The 14,263-nt window shown below is 74.7% G+C and carries 10 protein-coding genes; 7 read left to right on the forward strand and 3 right to left on the reverse strand.

Features of this window, described 5'->3' with window-relative positions:
- Positions 1-27: 27 nt before the first annotated feature.
- Genes ACWDNY_RS08330 through ACWDNY_RS08340 form a run of 3 tightly spaced genes read left to right on the forward strand, consistent with a single transcriptional unit; the run spans position 28 to position 2,086 of the window.
- Positions 28-732, forward strand: coding sequence for a glycosyltransferase family 2 protein (locus tag ACWDNY_RS08330; protein ID WP_451644930.1), 705 nt, complete (start codon positions 28-30; stop codon positions 730-732).
- Positions 729-1,349 (forward strand): TIGR04282 family arsenosugar biosynthesis glycosyltransferase, encoded by a 621-nt coding sequence (locus ACWDNY_RS08335; RefSeq protein ID WP_451644931.1) that lies wholly within the window; start codon positions 729-731, stop codon positions 1,347-1,349. The genes ACWDNY_RS08330 and ACWDNY_RS08335 overlap by 4 nt, the downstream gene beginning before the upstream one ends.
- On the forward strand, positions 1,346-2,086 hold the full coding sequence (locus ACWDNY_RS08340; protein WP_451644932.1) for a class I SAM-dependent methyltransferase: 741 nt from the start codon (positions 1,346-1,348) through the stop codon (positions 2,084-2,086). Before ACWDNY_RS08335 ends, ACWDNY_RS08340 begins: the two co-directional genes overlap by 4 nt.
- Before the next feature lie 316 nt (positions 2,087-2,402).
- On the opposite strand, the gene ACWDNY_RS08345 is transcribed toward ACWDNY_RS08340, so the two are convergent.
- Complete coding sequence (locus ACWDNY_RS08345) at positions 2,403-3,632, reverse strand: molybdopterin-dependent oxidoreductase (protein WP_451644933.1); 1,230 nt, start codon at positions 3,630-3,632, stop codon at positions 2,403-2,405.
- A gap of 113 nt (positions 3,633-3,745) precedes the next feature.
- Here ACWDNY_RS08345 and ACWDNY_RS08350 point away from each other — a divergent pair, with 113 nt between their 5' ends.
- From ACWDNY_RS08350 to ACWDNY_RS08360, 3 genes are all read left to right on the forward strand, one after another.
- Positions 3,746-5,128 carry a hypothetical protein gene (locus tag ACWDNY_RS08350; RefSeq protein ID WP_451644934.1) on the forward strand — a complete coding sequence of 461 codons (1,383 nt, stop codon included), beginning with the start codon at positions 3,746-3,748 and terminating at the stop codon, positions 5,126-5,128.
- A gap of 527 nt (positions 5,129-5,655) precedes the next feature.
- Positions 5,656-9,825 carry a SpoIIE family protein phosphatase gene (locus ACWDNY_RS08355; protein WP_451644935.1) on the forward strand — a complete coding sequence of 1,390 codons (4,170 nt, stop codon included), beginning with the start codon at positions 5,656-5,658 and terminating at the stop codon, positions 9,823-9,825.
- Positions 9,825-10,133, forward strand: coding sequence for an STAS domain-containing protein (locus ACWDNY_RS08360; protein ID WP_451644936.1), 309 nt, complete (start codon positions 9,825-9,827; stop codon positions 10,131-10,133). Before ACWDNY_RS08355 ends, ACWDNY_RS08360 begins: the two co-directional genes overlap by 1 nt.
- 170 nt (positions 10,134-10,303) lie before the next feature.
- On the opposite strand, the gene ACWDNY_RS08365 is transcribed toward ACWDNY_RS08360, so the two are convergent.
- Together ACWDNY_RS08365 and ACWDNY_RS08370 are read right to left on the reverse strand one after the other, a co-directional pair.
- Entirely contained in the window at positions 10,304-10,879 is a 576-nt protein-coding gene (locus ACWDNY_RS08365) for a DUF3291 domain-containing protein (protein ID WP_451644937.1), read from the reverse strand.
- A 253-nt stretch (positions 10,880-11,132) separates the two neighbouring features.
- Entirely contained in the window at positions 11,133-12,650 is a 1,518-nt protein-coding gene (locus ACWDNY_RS08370) for an IucA/IucC family protein (protein ID WP_451644938.1), read from the reverse strand.
- Positions 12,651-12,742: 92 nt separating this feature from the next.
- Here ACWDNY_RS08370 and ACWDNY_RS08375 point away from each other — a divergent pair, with 92 nt between their 5' ends.
- Positions 12,743-14,263 (forward strand): IucA/IucC family protein, encoded by a 1,521-nt coding sequence (locus ACWDNY_RS08375; protein ID WP_451644939.1) that lies wholly within the window; start codon positions 12,743-12,745, stop codon positions 14,261-14,263.

Consider the following 14,263-nt stretch of genomic DNA (forward strand, 5'->3'; position numbering starts at 1 on the left):
CCGTTGTGCGGCATTCGCGTTCGTAGGGTGAGAGCCGTGACCCCTACCCCACCCCCGGACGTCGACGTCGTCCTGCCGTGCCTGAACGAGGCCGAGGCCCTGCCGTGGGTCCTCGCGAGGATCCCGGCCGGCTGGCGGGCCGTCGTGGTCGACAACGGCTCCACCGACCGCTCGGCCGACATCGCCCGCGCGCTCGGCGCGACCGTCGTGCGCGAGCCGCGCCGCGGCTTCGGCGCCGCCTGCCACGCCGGGCTGAGCGCCGCCCACGCCGACGTCGTGTGTTTCTGCGACTGCGACGCCTCCCTGGACCCCGCGCTGCTCGTCCCCTTCGTCGAGGAGATCCGCGCGGGCGAGGCCGACCTGGTGCTGGGGCGGCGCCGGCCGCGCGGCCGTGCCGCCTGGCCCGCGCACGCCCGCGCGGGCAATCTGGCACTGGCCCACCTGCTGCGCCGCCGCACCGGGCTGCGGCTGCACGACCTCGGTCCGCTGCGCGCCGCCCGCCGCGAGCCCCTGCTCGCCCTCGGCCTGACCGACCGGCGCAGCGGCTACCCGCTGCAGATGGTGGTGCGCGCCTCGGACGCGCACTGGCGGATCTCCGAGCACGACGTGCCCTATCTGCCGCGCACCGGCGCATCGAAGGTGACCGGCACCTGGCGGGGCACCTGGCAGGCCGTCCGGGACATGAGCCGCGTGCTCCGGGAGACACCCGTCCGCGAGGGGAGCCCCCGGTGACCACGCTGCTCGTCATCGCCAAGGAACCGGTGCCGGGCCGGGTCAAGACCCGGCTCACCCCGCCGTTCACGCCCGAGGAGGCGGCGCGGCTCGCGGAGGCGGCCCTCGCCGACACCCTGCGGGCAGTGGCCGCCGCCCCGGCCTCGCGGCGGGTCCTCGTCCTCGACGGCTCACCCGGTCCCTGGCTGCCGCCCGGCTTCGACGTCGTCCCGCAGTGCGCGGGCGGCCTCGACGAGCGGCTCGCGGACGCCTTCGGGCACTGCGCAGGACCGGCCCTGCTCATCGGCATGGACACCCCTCAGGTGACTCCCGGCCTGCTCACCGTCGACTTCGCAGGCTGCGACGCGTACGTCGGGCCCGCCGAGGACGGCGGCTTCTGGGCTCTCGGCCTGGCCGAACCGGATCCCGCGCTGCTGCGGGGCGTGCCCATGTCGTCGCCGGTGACCGGGGCCGTGCAGCGGGAGCGGCTCGTCGCCGCCGGCCTCCGGGTGCGGGACCTGCTCCGGCTGCGGGACGTCGACACCGCCGCCGACGCCCGTGCGGTCGCCGCTCTCGTCCCGCACGGCCGGTTCGCCGCCCGCCTGGCCGAGTGCGCCGCGGCGGCGGGCCGCCGATGAGCACCACCGTGCCCCCCTGGGCGGCCGCCGGCTCCTACGCCGCCGCCCTGCACGCCGGACACGGGCCGCTGTTCCTGCGCCGTTCCGACGGCTGGCTGCTGCCCCTGGAGGTGGAACGGTGGTGCGCGCGTGCGGACGCGGTCGACCTGGACGTGCTGGACCGGTGCGAGGGCGCCGTGCTGGACGTGGGCTGCGGACCGGGCCGGCTGGTCGCGGAGCTGGCCGCGCGGGGGCGGACCGCCCTCGGCGTCGACGTCAGCGAGGCCGCGGTCGAGCGCACGGCCCGGCTCGGCGGCCAGGCGTTGCTGCGCTCGGTGTTCGAGCCGCTGCCGGGAGAGGGCCGCTGGGGCACGGTCCTGCTGATGGACGGCAACATCGGCATCGGAGGCGACCCGGCGGCGCTCCTGGAGCGGGTGGCCCGGCTGCTGCGGCCGGGCGGTCTGCTCCTCGCCGAGACCGCACCGGTGGACGTCGACGAACGGGTGCGGGTGCGTCTCGCCGACGCCCACACGGCCGTGGGCGCTCCCTTCCCCTGGGCGCGCCTCGGTACCCCGGCCCTGCTGCGGTACGCCCGCGGCTGGCAGCGGGACGGTCACTGGTCGGCCGGGGGGCGCCGCTTCGCCGCCCTGCGCAGCCGCAGTGCCAGCAGCAGTGCCGAGCCGGCGAAGAGGGCGGCGCTGATCAGCAGCCAGCGCGCGAGGAAGCCGTCCGGCGACAGTCCGGTAGCCAGCCGGTAACGCCGGTCCACCCTGCCGCCGATGAGCGGGAACCACACCAGCAGGAGCAGGCCCGAGCAAGCGGCCGGGACCCGGACGTACATCGTCCGGTCCCGGTGCCCGGCCGCGCGGAGTCCTCGGGCGACCACCTGGTCCGCCGCCGTGTACAGGGGCAGCAGGACGAGGTCGTGCAGCAGCGCGGCGCCCACGATCCACAGGGCGACACCGAGCCAGTCGTCCTCGAACAGCCGCACGCCGGCATAGGCGGCCAGCGCGAACGAGCAGCCGAGCACCAGGAGCGGGAGGGGGCGTCCGACGGGGATCCGCGGCGGCCGCATCACAGGTCTCCGAACGTCAGCCGGGCCACCCACTTGGTGTTCAGCACACCAGGCGCCGCGGGCACGATCACCCGGGCCGGGTGGCCGTGGTCGGGGGAAAGGTCCTCGCCGTTGACGTACAGCGCGAGCAGCGAGCGCGGGTCGGCCACCTGGTTCGCGCGCAGGGCGGCGCTACGGAAGGCACCGTGCGGCTGGAGGGACTCGACGAACAGGTCCGGCGGGTCGCCGTCGTGGCCGACGAGCGCGGCGAGGTCACGCAGCCGCACTCCGCGCCACCACTGGTCGGACGTGGACCAGCCCTCGACACAGGCGATGGGCAGCGCCGAGCTGTGCAGGGGCAGCCGGGCGAGATCGGCGCGGCTGAGGCGGACGGTGCCGGAGCGCCCCATGACGAGGAGCCGCCAGGTGTCGTCCCTCGTCCGCCCCGGGTCGATGCCGGCGTACGCGGCGGTCTTGTTGACCTGGAAGCCGTTCGGGCCGCTGCCGGGGTCGCGGCCACCGTGCGGCGCGAGGAGAGCCGTGCGCCGCAGGGCGTCGGTGGTCTGGCCGGCCGTCGTCAGGAACAGCAGCAGCGAGCCTCCCCCGACGAACCACAGGGCACCCCGCCGGGAGACCGTGGGCGCGACCGGGTCCGGGGGGACCAGGTCGTCCTTCTCCTCCCGCAGATGCCGCAGGTTGCGCAGCGCCGTGGGCATCCGCAGCAGCGCGTGGGCGGCGAAGGCCGCGAAGAACACCCAGGCGCCGTAGAAGTGCAGCGCGTAGAACGAGCCCGGGAAGACGTAGTCGAGCTGGATGTTGAGCACCCCGGTGACGAACTCGAACAGTCCGCCCCCGACCAGCAGCAGCAGCGAGACCCGCTCCAGCGCGTGGGCCAGTGAGCGGGCCGGCGGCAGCACGAACAGCCTCGGCACCACGGACCACAGCTTGGCCAGCAGGACGGGGATCAAGGTGATGCCGAGCGTGACGTGGACGCCCTGGGTGAGCCGGTACAGCCAGTGCGGGTCCGTCGGCCAGGCGAAGAGGTAGAAGCCGAGGATCCCCTTGTCCGGCGTCTTGTCGTTGACCGGCGACAGGTCCGGGTTGTAGGCGGCGTACGAGACCAGGCCGGTCACGAACAGCACCGTGATGCCGCCGAGCAGGACGAGGCCCAGGACGGAGGTGAACCAGGGACCGCGCAGGGGACTGCGCCAGAAACGGGGCGAGCTGGGGAGCCGTGGATCGTCTCGCATGCACCGACCGTAGGCCCGGACACCCCCCGGAAAGGGCCAGCCACCTGTGACGAAACGCTGACGTCCGGCCCGGACGACGGCCTGCTACCCGTCGGTCGGCCTAGCGTGCCGGTGTGACCGACACCCTCCCGTCCACCGCGCCGCGCGCCCCGCGCTCCGGCGGCCCCGCGCACGGCCTCCGACGAGACCTGTACGCCGTCGGCGCCGCCGTCGCGCTGGTGACCGCGGCCGTGCTGGCCGGCCGCCACATCCAGCACACCGCCCACACACTCCACGTCGACTGGCCCCCGCTGCTGGCCTCCTGGGGACCGCACGTGGGCCCCGGCACTCCGGCGGCCGTACTCGTCGCGGCCGCCACCGCGGCCCACGGCCCCACCCTCGCGGCCCGCCTCCCCTGGCGGGCCCTGCTCCCGGCGGCCTGGGGCTCGGCCCTGGCGTGGATCCTTTCTCTCGCCCTGATCGACGGCTGGCACCGGGGCATCGCCGCCCGGCTCACCACGCCCCACGAATACCTGCGGGTCGTCGGCCGCTTCCACGACATCCCGGCCGCCCTGCGCGACTTCACCCGGCACATCCTGGTCCAGTCCCCCGACAACTGGCCCGCCCACGTCGCCGGCCACCCGCCCGCCGCCCCCCTCACCTTCGTCCTGCTCGACCGGATCGGGCTGCGGGGCGGCGGCTGGGCCGGGATCTGGTGCATCACCGTGGGCGCGACGGCCTGCGTGGCGGTACTGGTCACCCTCCGCGCCCTGGCCGGCGAGCACCTGGCGCGGCGCGCGGCGCCCTTCCTGGTCCTGGCTCCGGCGGCGGTGTGGACGGGCACCTCGGCGGACGGGTACTTCACGGCGGTGGCGGCGTGGGCGGTGGCCCTGCTCGCGCTGGCCGTCACCAGGGGGTCCCCGGTCGCGGCCGGCGCGTCGGGTCTGCTGTTCGGCCTGACCTGCTACCTCTCCTACGGCCTCACGCTCCTCGCGCCGATCGGCGCGGCGGTGCTGCTGCTCGGCCGGCGCGGGCTGCGGGAGCGGCCGCTGCTGCCGGTGGCGCTGCTCGCCGGTCTCGCCGTCGTGCCGACGGCGTTCACGCTCGCCGGATTCGACTGGTGGGAGGCCTACCCCCTGCTGATCACGCGCTACTACCAGGGAGTGGGCGGCGTCCGCCCGTACGGCTACTGGGTGTGGGCCGACCTGGCCTGCACGGTCCTCATCACGGGCCTCGCGACCGCGGCGGGCCTGCGGCGGGCGGGAGCCGTCCTGCTGCGGCGGGGATCGTCGCCGTCCGGCGCCGTCCGCCTCGCGCTGCTGGTGGCCGCCGCCGTGCTCGCGCTGCTCGTCGCCGACCTCTCCGGGATGAGCAAGGCGGAGACGGAGCGCATCTGGCTCCCCTTCGCGCTGTGGCTCCTGCCCTCCTGCGCCTTCCTCGCCCGACCCCGCGCCTGGCTCACCGCCCAGGCGGTGCTCGCGCTGCTCCTCAACCATCTGCTGCTGACGGGCTGGTGACCCCGCCGGCCTGCTCCTCGACCATCTGTTCCCGACGGGCTGGTGACCCCGCCGGCGCGGACGGCCGCGACCGGAGTCGACGGGGTGCCGTCCGGGGCCTCGGGTCGCGGTGCGCTCCCCCGGCCTCCGGGCGCGAACCGGCGTGTACGGCGTGACCGAGCGTGGCAGCCGGCGGTGGACGCGCAGGTGGGCCAGGCGTCGCACCGCTCGCGGCCGGCCGTGGCGGCGAGCGGGTGAGGAACCGAACCACGCGGGGGCAGCCGAGGACCCGGGGCCACTGGCTTATCCTACGAAGTCGCAGAACCTCGCGAGGCGGCGACACCGGGCTTCAGGCAGCGGAGCCAGGACATCACACACGGTTGCGACCGCCGGTACGCGCACGGGCCGGGCGAGGCCTCGTCCTGCCTGGAAGTCCTCTCCCTCACCGCGGTGGCGGGCCGGCGAGGAGATGTACACCTGCGCACAGCGGCCCCGGGCGGTGTGGGCGGAGGGTGAGGCAGTTACGGCAGTGGACGAAAGGGTGTGGCGTGGCGCGTTCGGAAGACGCCGAGCACGAACTGTCGGCGACCGGAGTCGATGTCTTCGCCGTCGACGGCGAGGTCGGCCGCGACCTCGCCGCGGTGGACTGGTCGGCGACGCCGCTGGGAGCGCCGCAGAGCTGGCCGCAGAGTCTGCGGACCGCGGTGAGCATCCTGCTGTCGTCCCGGTTCCCGATGTGGATGGCCTGGGGACCCGAGCTGACCTTCTTCTGCAACGCCGCGTACCGGCGCGACACCCTGGGTCAGAAGTACCCCTGGGCGCTTGGCCGGCCGGCGAGCGTGGTCTGGTCGGAGATCTGGAACGACATCGGCCCCCGCATCGACCGGGTGCTGGCCACGGGCGAAGCGACCTGGGACGAGGCGCTGCTGCTGTTCCTGGAGCGCTCCGGCTACCCGGAGGAGAGCTACCACACCTTCTCCTACAGCCCGCTACGCAACGACGACGACGCCGTGGTCGGCATGCTGTGCGTGGTCAGCGAGGACACCGAGCGCGTCATCGGCGAGCGCCGGATGGCGACCCTGCGTGATCTGGGTTCCGACCCCAGCGTGATCCGCACCGAGCAGGAGGTGCTGGACTTCGCCGGCCGGCAGCTGGGCCGCAACCGGCGCGACCTGCCGTTCACCCTGACCTACCTCTTCCAGAACGACGGTTCGGCCGAGCTCGCGGCCATGACGGGGCTCCCCGAGGGCCACCCCGCCGCCGTGGCCACCGTGAACGTCGACGACCCGGACGCCGTGTGGCCGGCGGCGGAACTCGTCCGCGGCGAGCCGGCGCTGGTCACCCTGGACGGCGCGGCGTTCGCCGACCTGCCGGCCGGTGACTGGGGGCAGCCGCCCACCCAGGCCCTGGCCGTGCCGCTGCTGCAGCAGGGCAACGCGCCCTACGGGTTCCTGGTGGCCGCCCTGAACCGCTACCGGGCCCTGGACGACGGCTACCGCGGGTTCGTGGAGCTGACCGCCGGGCACCTCGCCTCCGGCATCGGCAGCGCCCGCAGCTACGAGGGCCAGCAGCAGCGGGCGGAGGAACTGGCCAAGCTCGACCGGGCCAAGACCGCCTTCTTCTCCAACATCAGCCACGAGTTCCGCACCCCCCTGACGCTGATCACGGGGCCGGTGCACGAACTGCGGTCCCGGCTGGCGGACGACGAGCAGGGCCGGCAGGAACTGGACGTCATCCACCGCAACGGTCTGCGGCTGAGCAAGCTCGTCAACACCCTGCTGGACTTCTCCCGCATCGAGGCCGGCCGTATGCAGGCCAGCTACGAGCCGGTCGACCTGGCCGCGGTCACCGGCGAGCTGGCCAGTGTCTTCCGCTCGGCCATCGACAAGGCCGGCCTCAGCTTCGACGTCGACTGCCCGCCGCTCGGACAGCCGGTCCACATCGACCGGGACATGTGGGAGAAGGTGATCCTCAACCTCCTCAGCAACGCCCTGAAGTTCACCTTCGACGGCTCCATCAGCGTGCGCGTGCGCGAGGAGGAGGACGGGGCGGTCGTCACCGTCGCGGACACCGGCATCGGCGTCCCGGCGGCGGAGGTGCCGAGGCTGTTCGAACGGTTCCACCGCATCGACAACGCCCGCTCCCGTTCCAACGAGGGCAGCGGCATCGGCCTCGCACTCGTCCACGAGCTGGTGGGCCTGCACGGCGGCACCATCACCGCCGCCAGCACCGAGGGCGAGGGCACCTGTTTCACCATCCGCCTGCCCTTCGGCACCGGCCACCTGCCCACCGAGGCCCTCGCGCCCGCGTCCGACTCCCGTGCCGCCTTCGCCGCCGCCGATCCGTATCTGCAGGAGGCCATGCGCTGGCTGCCCGCCGACAGCTCCGCCGACGCCTCGGCGCAGGAACCGGCGCAGGTCCTCGCCGACGACGCCGTGCCCGCGGGGACGTCCAAGCCCGTCTCCGCGGCGCGGCTGCTGGTCGCCGACGACAACACGGACATGCGCGAGTACCTCACCCGCCTGCTGGGGGGTGCCGGCTACCAGGTCGAGGCGGTCACCGACGGGCAGGAGGCGCTGGAGGCCGTCCGCCGCAATCCCCCCGAGCTGCTCGTCAGCGACGTCATGATGCCCCGCATGGACGGCCTGCACCTGGTGACCGCCCTGCGCGGCGACGCCCGCACCGCCGCACTGCCCGTGCTGCTGCTGTCCGCCCGGGCCGGGCAGGAGGCCTCCATCGAGGGCCTGCAGGCCGGCGCCGACGACTACCTGGTCAAGCCGTTCGCCGCCGCCGAACTCCTCGCCCGGGTGGAGGCCAACATCAAGCTGGCCCGGCTGCGCGCCCACCACGCCCGCTGGCGCAGCGCGCTGGTGGAGTCGATGCAGGAGGCCTTCTTCGTCTGCGACGAGGACGGCGCCGTCGTCGAGATCAACAACGCGTTCACCGAGATCCTCGGCTACGGTCCCGAGGGCCTGCCCTACGCTCCCGTCCAGCCCTGGTGGCCGGACGCCGAGACGGACCCCGAGGCGCACCGGCAGGTCGCCGAGGCCTTCGACCGGCTCCTGGGCGACCGCCGGGGCTCCTGCACCATCCCCATCACCCACCGCAGCGGGCGCCGCCGGTGGGTGACCGCCACCTTCGCCCACGCCCAGGACCCCGACACCGGGCGCCGCGTCACCGTCGGCACCTTCCGCGACGTCACCGCCGAGCACTACGCCATCCAGCGCGAGACCGCCCTGGCCGCGCTCAGCACCCGGCTGTCTCAGGCCGCAAGCCTGCCCGACGCCCTCTCCGGCGCCCTCGACGAGCTGAGGAACCTGTGGCGCGCCCGGTGCGTGCTCGCCGCCGTCCACCAGGGCGGTCAGGAGCCGTCCGTGACGGCCACCGACGGCTCGCTCTGGCAGGACCTGCCCGGCGAGCAGCGCGACGCGATCGGCGAGGTGCGCCGGCGGCCGCCGCTGACGGCGGTGCCCGGCCACACGGGGGCCGGGATCGCCATCGAGCATCCCGACGGGCCGATGGTGGTGTGGATCGACCTGGGTGAGCACCGGCCGTTCACCGAGGAGGACCAGCTGCTGCTGTCGCTGCTGGCCGGCCACCTCGCGCAGGGCCTGACCCGCGCCCACCAGATCGACCAGCAGCGCGAGACCGCCATCGCACTGCAGCGCGCCATCCTCGGGCCGTCCAACCTGCCCGACGGGTTCGCCGTCCGCTACGAGCCCGCCACCCAGCCGCTGGAGGTCGGCGGTGACTGGTACGACACCGTGAGCCTGCCCGACGGCCGGATCGGCATCGTCGTCGGCGACTGCGTCGGCCGCGGCCTGGAAGCGGCCTCGGTCATGGGGCAGCTGCGCAGTGCCTGTCGCGCCCTGCTGCTGCAGGACGCGAGCCCCGCGCAGACGCTGATGGCGCTGGACCACTTCGCCGCCACGATCCCCGGCGCGATGTGCACCACCGTCTTCTGCGGCGTCCTGGACCCGGCGACGGGCCGGCTGACGTACTCCAGCGCCGGGCACCCGCCGGGCATCCTCACCCAGCCCGACGGCGCCACCCGTCTGCTGGAGGACGCGCGTTCCATCCCCCTCGCGGTCCGTCCGGGCAGGAGGCGGCCCGAGGCCGAGTGCGTGATGCCGGCGCGCGCCACCCTCCTGCTGTACACCGACGGCCTCGTGGAACGCCGGCGCCGCCCGCTGACTGCGGGCATCGACCAGGCCAGCGAGGCCGTGCAGGACGGCCGCGACACCGCCGTCGACGTCCTGGCCAGCGAGGTCATGACCCGGCTCGCGCCCGCCGACGGCTACGACGACGACGTCGCCCTTCTGCTGTACCGCCACCCGGCGCCCCTGGAGGTGACCTTCCCCGCCGAGACCTCCCAGCTCGCCCCGGTCCGCAAGGCCCTGCGCAGCTGGCTCGACCAGTGCGAACTGCCCCCGCACACCGTGCAGAACGTCCTGGTCGCCGCCGGGGAGGCGTGTGCCAACGCCATCGAGCACGGCCACCGTGACGCTCCCGGCGACACCGTCCGCCTGCGTGCCGAGGCCTTCGTCCACAACCTGCGTCTCACCGTCAGCGACACCGGCCGCTGGAAGACCCCGCAGCCCGAGCTCAACGCCCACCGCGGCCGCGGCGTCACCCTGATGCGCTCTCTGATGCAGCACGTCACCATCACGCCTGGCAGCACCGGTACCACCGTCGACATGCACACGAGGATCGCCTGATGACCACTCCGCTCACCCTCACCCCCGGCAGGTACCCGGACGGCACCCATCACCTCGCCGTCACCGGTGAGATCGACATGAGCAACATCAGATCCCTTGCCGACGCCCTCGACACCACCGCGGGTCCCCTCGTCCTGGACCTGACCGCCGTCGAGTACCTCGACAGCGCAGGCCTGAGTGTGCTGTTCGCCCACGCCGACCGCCTCCAGCTGATCGCCACCCCGCTGCTGGCCCCGGTCCTCACGATCTCCGGACTGGCCGACCTGACCACCGTCCACGGCCTGGACTCCGGGCTCCCGCCCACCTGAGGCCCGTCCGGCGGATCATGCCGGGGACGCGGGGCCCGGCACGCCACGGCGGACCGGGCCCGCGCCGGACACACGCGGACTGGCCTGCAAGGCGGTGGTGGGCGGCCCCCCGCGCACGGGGCCCCGTGCCGTGCCGGACCCCGCGGGCCCGGCCTGATCCGCCCACCGCGTCATCGGACCCGGTCGCTCTTCCGCCCGGAGTCCTTGGCCCTGGCCGGAGTTCCATCCGGGGCGAAGGAGTGGTGGAAGGTGAAGGCGTGGTGGAAGGTGAAGGCGTGCGGCGCGGAGCCGTGGTCGTGGAGGTGTTCCAGCCTGGAGACCCCGTCCTGCCAGGTGGGTGTCACGCCGTCGGAGACCCACCAGATCACGTGGTTCGGGTGCTCCGCCCTCTCGAACCAGTCGTGACGCCTGTTCAGCGCCGCACGGTGCACACCGGTGTAGACGGCGTCGACGGCGGGGCGCAGGTCGGTCCAGAGTGAGAGGGTCGCGGCCAGGGCGGTGGTTTCCGCCGTACGGCCCTTGCCGTACCAGGCCGGTACGGCGAACTCTCCCCACGCACCCCAGTCCGCCCCGAAGAGCACGCCCCGGTCACCGTCCGCCGCTTCGGCACGCGCGAGGTACCCGGGGTGCCGGCTGATCTTCCGGTAGACGGCCTCGCCCATGTCGTAGAACTCACGCGTCAGAGGTGCGGGATCGGCGAGGGGTGACGTCAGGACGCCGAACGTGTACAGCGCAAGACGGGGCATGCGTCTCTCCCTGGTCGGGGGTGCCTGGCGTGGACCCGGTTCGGTGGCTCACGCCCGGGGGCGAGGACGCGTGCGACGTGACCGACTCATCCCGTCGCGGATCGCTCAGCCCGAAGGAACTCCTGTGCGACCGTGGGCGATCGCCGAGGACCAGGTGAAGGTAGCCGCCTGCGCGGGCGACGTCGATGTTGCGTTTTCCCTCTCCAGATGGCCTCCCGCACCGGCCGCCCACCGTGCCCGTCCGCGGAAGGATTCACGGCGCCGGCCACCGAGCACCGGCCAGGGGATTGGGCAGGGGCAGGTAGCGGGCGTCGGCGCCGTCGGCACCGGTCCACCGCAGCAGGAGGTTGGTCTTGCCGGGCAGGGTGGGCGAGGCGAGCAGGGCGGCGATCTCGGGCAGGTCGTGCCGGACGAGTTCGCGGCGGGCCGCCGACCAGGGGTCGAGGCCCGGGTGCCGCTCGGCGAGGGCCCCGGCGACCTCGGCGAGGTGGTTGACGACGAGGCAGTACACCAGCCGTTCCCAGCCGACGGCGCGGGACACCTCCGGCACCAGTTTCACCCCCTCCGCGTCGCGGAACAGCGCCTGCACGGGCACGCCGGCGCCGTCCACGGCGACCAGAGAGTTCTGCAGGTGGGCCTCCACGACGACACCGTGCCGGGCGAACACCCCGAGCACCGGGGGCACCACCTGGCGCAGGTACGCCTCCCACCACACCGCCGGATCCGCCGGGCCGTCGAGCGGGTTGCCGTCGAAGCCCTCGACGAGGGCCGCGGCGAGCAGCGGGGTCGCGCCGGGCAGGACGTGGCCGCGCAGCCCGTCGCGGACGACGACGGCGAGCGCCTCGAAGGCGAACGCGGCGGTGCGGTGACCGCGGTCGCTCAACCAGGCGGCCGGGCCGCCCGCCGCCGCGAAGGCCCGCGTGACCGCGGTGTCGGTGCGGCGCAGCCGCACCAGGTCGCGGCGCCACAGCCGCCGGACGTCGTTGGTGATCCGCACGTCGAGGCTGAACTTCAGGAACAGGTCACGCTCGGGGGCGTGGACGGTACGGACCGCCGCCGTCGGCCAGACGTCGCAGGCGGTCGTGCCCAGCCGCAGCAGCCGGCGGTCGGCGAAGGCGGCGGCCAGCTCCGGTGCGGCGAGGTCGAGCTGCCAGGGGTGGGCGGGCAGCAGCCGGTAGCCGGGCGGTGCCTGGCCGAGGGCGTCGAGCGCGGAGGTGTCGCCCTCCTCGACGACCGCGTCCTCGCGCACCCCGAGCAGCACCAGCGGGAAACGGGCGTGCGCCTCGGGCGCGTACGGCAGCCAGGCGGCGACGGGGCCGCCCCCGCGGGCCTTGGGCGCCGGGTGGTGGGGATGGCCGGTGACGAGGGACTGCTCCGAACGCAGGTACGGGTCGTCGGGCGGGACGGCCCGGGCGCGCGCGGTGAGCAGGGCGGCCACGGCGTCCCGGCTGTCGGTCATCTCCGCGGGCAGTTCGTAGTTGGACAGGCCCGTGTGCCGGCGCAGCTCCTCGGCCACCAGCTTCACCAGTTCCGCGTGGCCGACGCGGCGCCAGCCGCCCGGCGTGTACGCCTCGGGCTCGGCGGGCCGCCGCCCGTCGCGCACGCGCAGCAGCCGGCCGCTGCCCGGCAGCCGGTAGACGCGGCGCGTGCCCGGGGCGGCGTGCGGCCGCGCCACCTCCCGGATCAGGCAGTTCAGCAGGGGAGCCGCCGCGTAGGCGTCGGCGCGCTGTCCGACGTCGTCGCCGGGGGCGGTGAGCTGCACGCGTTCCATTCGATCCCTACGTCCGCACGGTGCGAAAGTGATCAGTATGTCGGTCCGTGCCCGTTACCGTGGCGCCCGACCCGGACCCGAGGAGCCCGACCGTGTACCGAACCCCCACCGCCGAGGCCGAGGTCGCCGCAGAACTGGCCGCCGAGCGCGCCGGCCTCGTGCCACGGTACGCGGCGGCGCTGCCCGGTGCCCGGGCCGCCGTGCTGTCCCGGCTGTGGCGGGCCCTGGCGCACGAGCCGCTGCCGTGGGTCGCCGGCCGCGAGCGCACGCGGGACGGGCTGGTGCTGCGGCTGGCCGACGGCCGCCGGCTGCACGGTCCGGCGGCGGACCCCTATGCCACCGGCGCCCAGGTGACCGCCGTGGACCTCGACGGCGTGCCGTACGACGACCCGGCGCACCTGATGGACGCGCTGCCGGCGCCGCACCGGGCGTCCTTCGCCGCCGAACTCGGGCACAGCACGGCCTCGATGGCGCTGTCGCGCGCGGCCCAGCGGGAGCACCCGCGGAAGTGGCCGGAGGAGGACTGGCAGTGGGAGCAGCGGGTGGTCGACGGCCACCCCTTCCACCCCAACTGCCGCTCCCGGCCGGGTTTCTCGGTGGCCGAGCAGCTCGCCTACGCGCCCGAGCACCGGCCGCTGGTGCGGCTGGGCCTGCTGCCGGTGCCCGTCGAGGAGTGCCTGGTCGTCGGTGCGTGGCCGGACGAACTGCGCGACGGGCGAGACCTGTTGCTGCCGGTGCACCCCTGGCAGGCCGAGCACGTGCTGAAGCGGCGGTGCGACGGCGGCACGATCACGGCGCATCCGCTGATGTCGCTGCGCACCCTGGCCGTGCCCGGCGGGCCGCACGTCAAGACCGCGCTCACCGCCCGGCTGACATCGTCCGTGCGGGACATCTCCGTGTCGTCGGTCGCCGCATCGGCGGACCTCTCGGCGTTCACGGAGGCGCTGGGCGCCCGCACGGACGGCCTGCTGCACTTCACCCGCACCCTCGGTGCGGCCACCGCCCACTCCCCCGACCTGGCGGCGCTGTGGCGGGAGCCGCCGGGACGGTACGCGGGCCCCGGGGAGCACGTGCTGCCGGTGGCCGCCCTGCCCGCCACGGGCCTGCCCGAACGACCCGGGTGGCTGGGCGACTTCGCCCGTCTGGCACTCACGGCCGGGCTGCGGCTGCTGGAGCTGGGGGTGGCCCTGGAGGCGCACGGACAGAACCTGCTGGTGGTGCTGTCCGCCTCGGGCGCCCCCCTGCGCCTGGTCTACCGCGACCTGGCGGACGTCCGGGTCAGCCCCGCCCGCCTCGCCCGGCACGGCGTCCACGCCCCCGGGCTGCCGGACCGGATCCTCACAGACGATCCGGTGGCCCTGCGGCGCAAGCTGTTCGGGTCGCTGGTGGCGGGCGCGCTGGCGGGCGCGGCGGGCTCCGGCACGGCGCTGCGGGCGGCCCTGGAGACGGCCGTACGGGCGCTGCCGCGCACCGCCGACCTGGTGGCGCTGTGCGAGGAGCCGCTGCCCGCGAAGGCGCTGACACTGATGAGGCTGTCGCCCGCAACTCCCGGTGACCTGTGGGCCGTACTGCCGAACCCGCTCGTTTTGGAGACCGGCCCTCCCGATCAATAA

This window comes from Streptomyces sp. NPDC003697, assembly GCF_053587115.1.

Coding starts and splice junctions, on each gene's coding strand:
- ACWDNY_RS08360 (WP_451644936.1), top strand. CDS start 9,825: ATGACCACTCCGCTCACCCTCACCCCCGGCAGGTACCCGGACGGCACC.
- ACWDNY_RS08340 (WP_451644932.1), top strand. CDS start 1,346: ATGAGCACCACCGTGCCCCCCTGGGCGGCCGCCGGCTCCTACGCCGCC.
- ACWDNY_RS08345 (WP_451644933.1), bottom strand. CDS start 3,632: ATGCGAGACGATCCACGGCTCCCCAGCTCGCCCCGTTTCTGGCGCAGT.
- ACWDNY_RS08365 (WP_451644937.1), bottom strand. CDS start 10,879: ATGCCCCGTCTTGCGCTGTACACGTTCGGCGTCCTGACGTCACCCCTC.
- ACWDNY_RS08370 (WP_451644938.1), bottom strand. CDS start 12,650: ATGGAACGCGTGCAGCTCACCGCCCCCGGCGACGACGTCGGACAGCGC.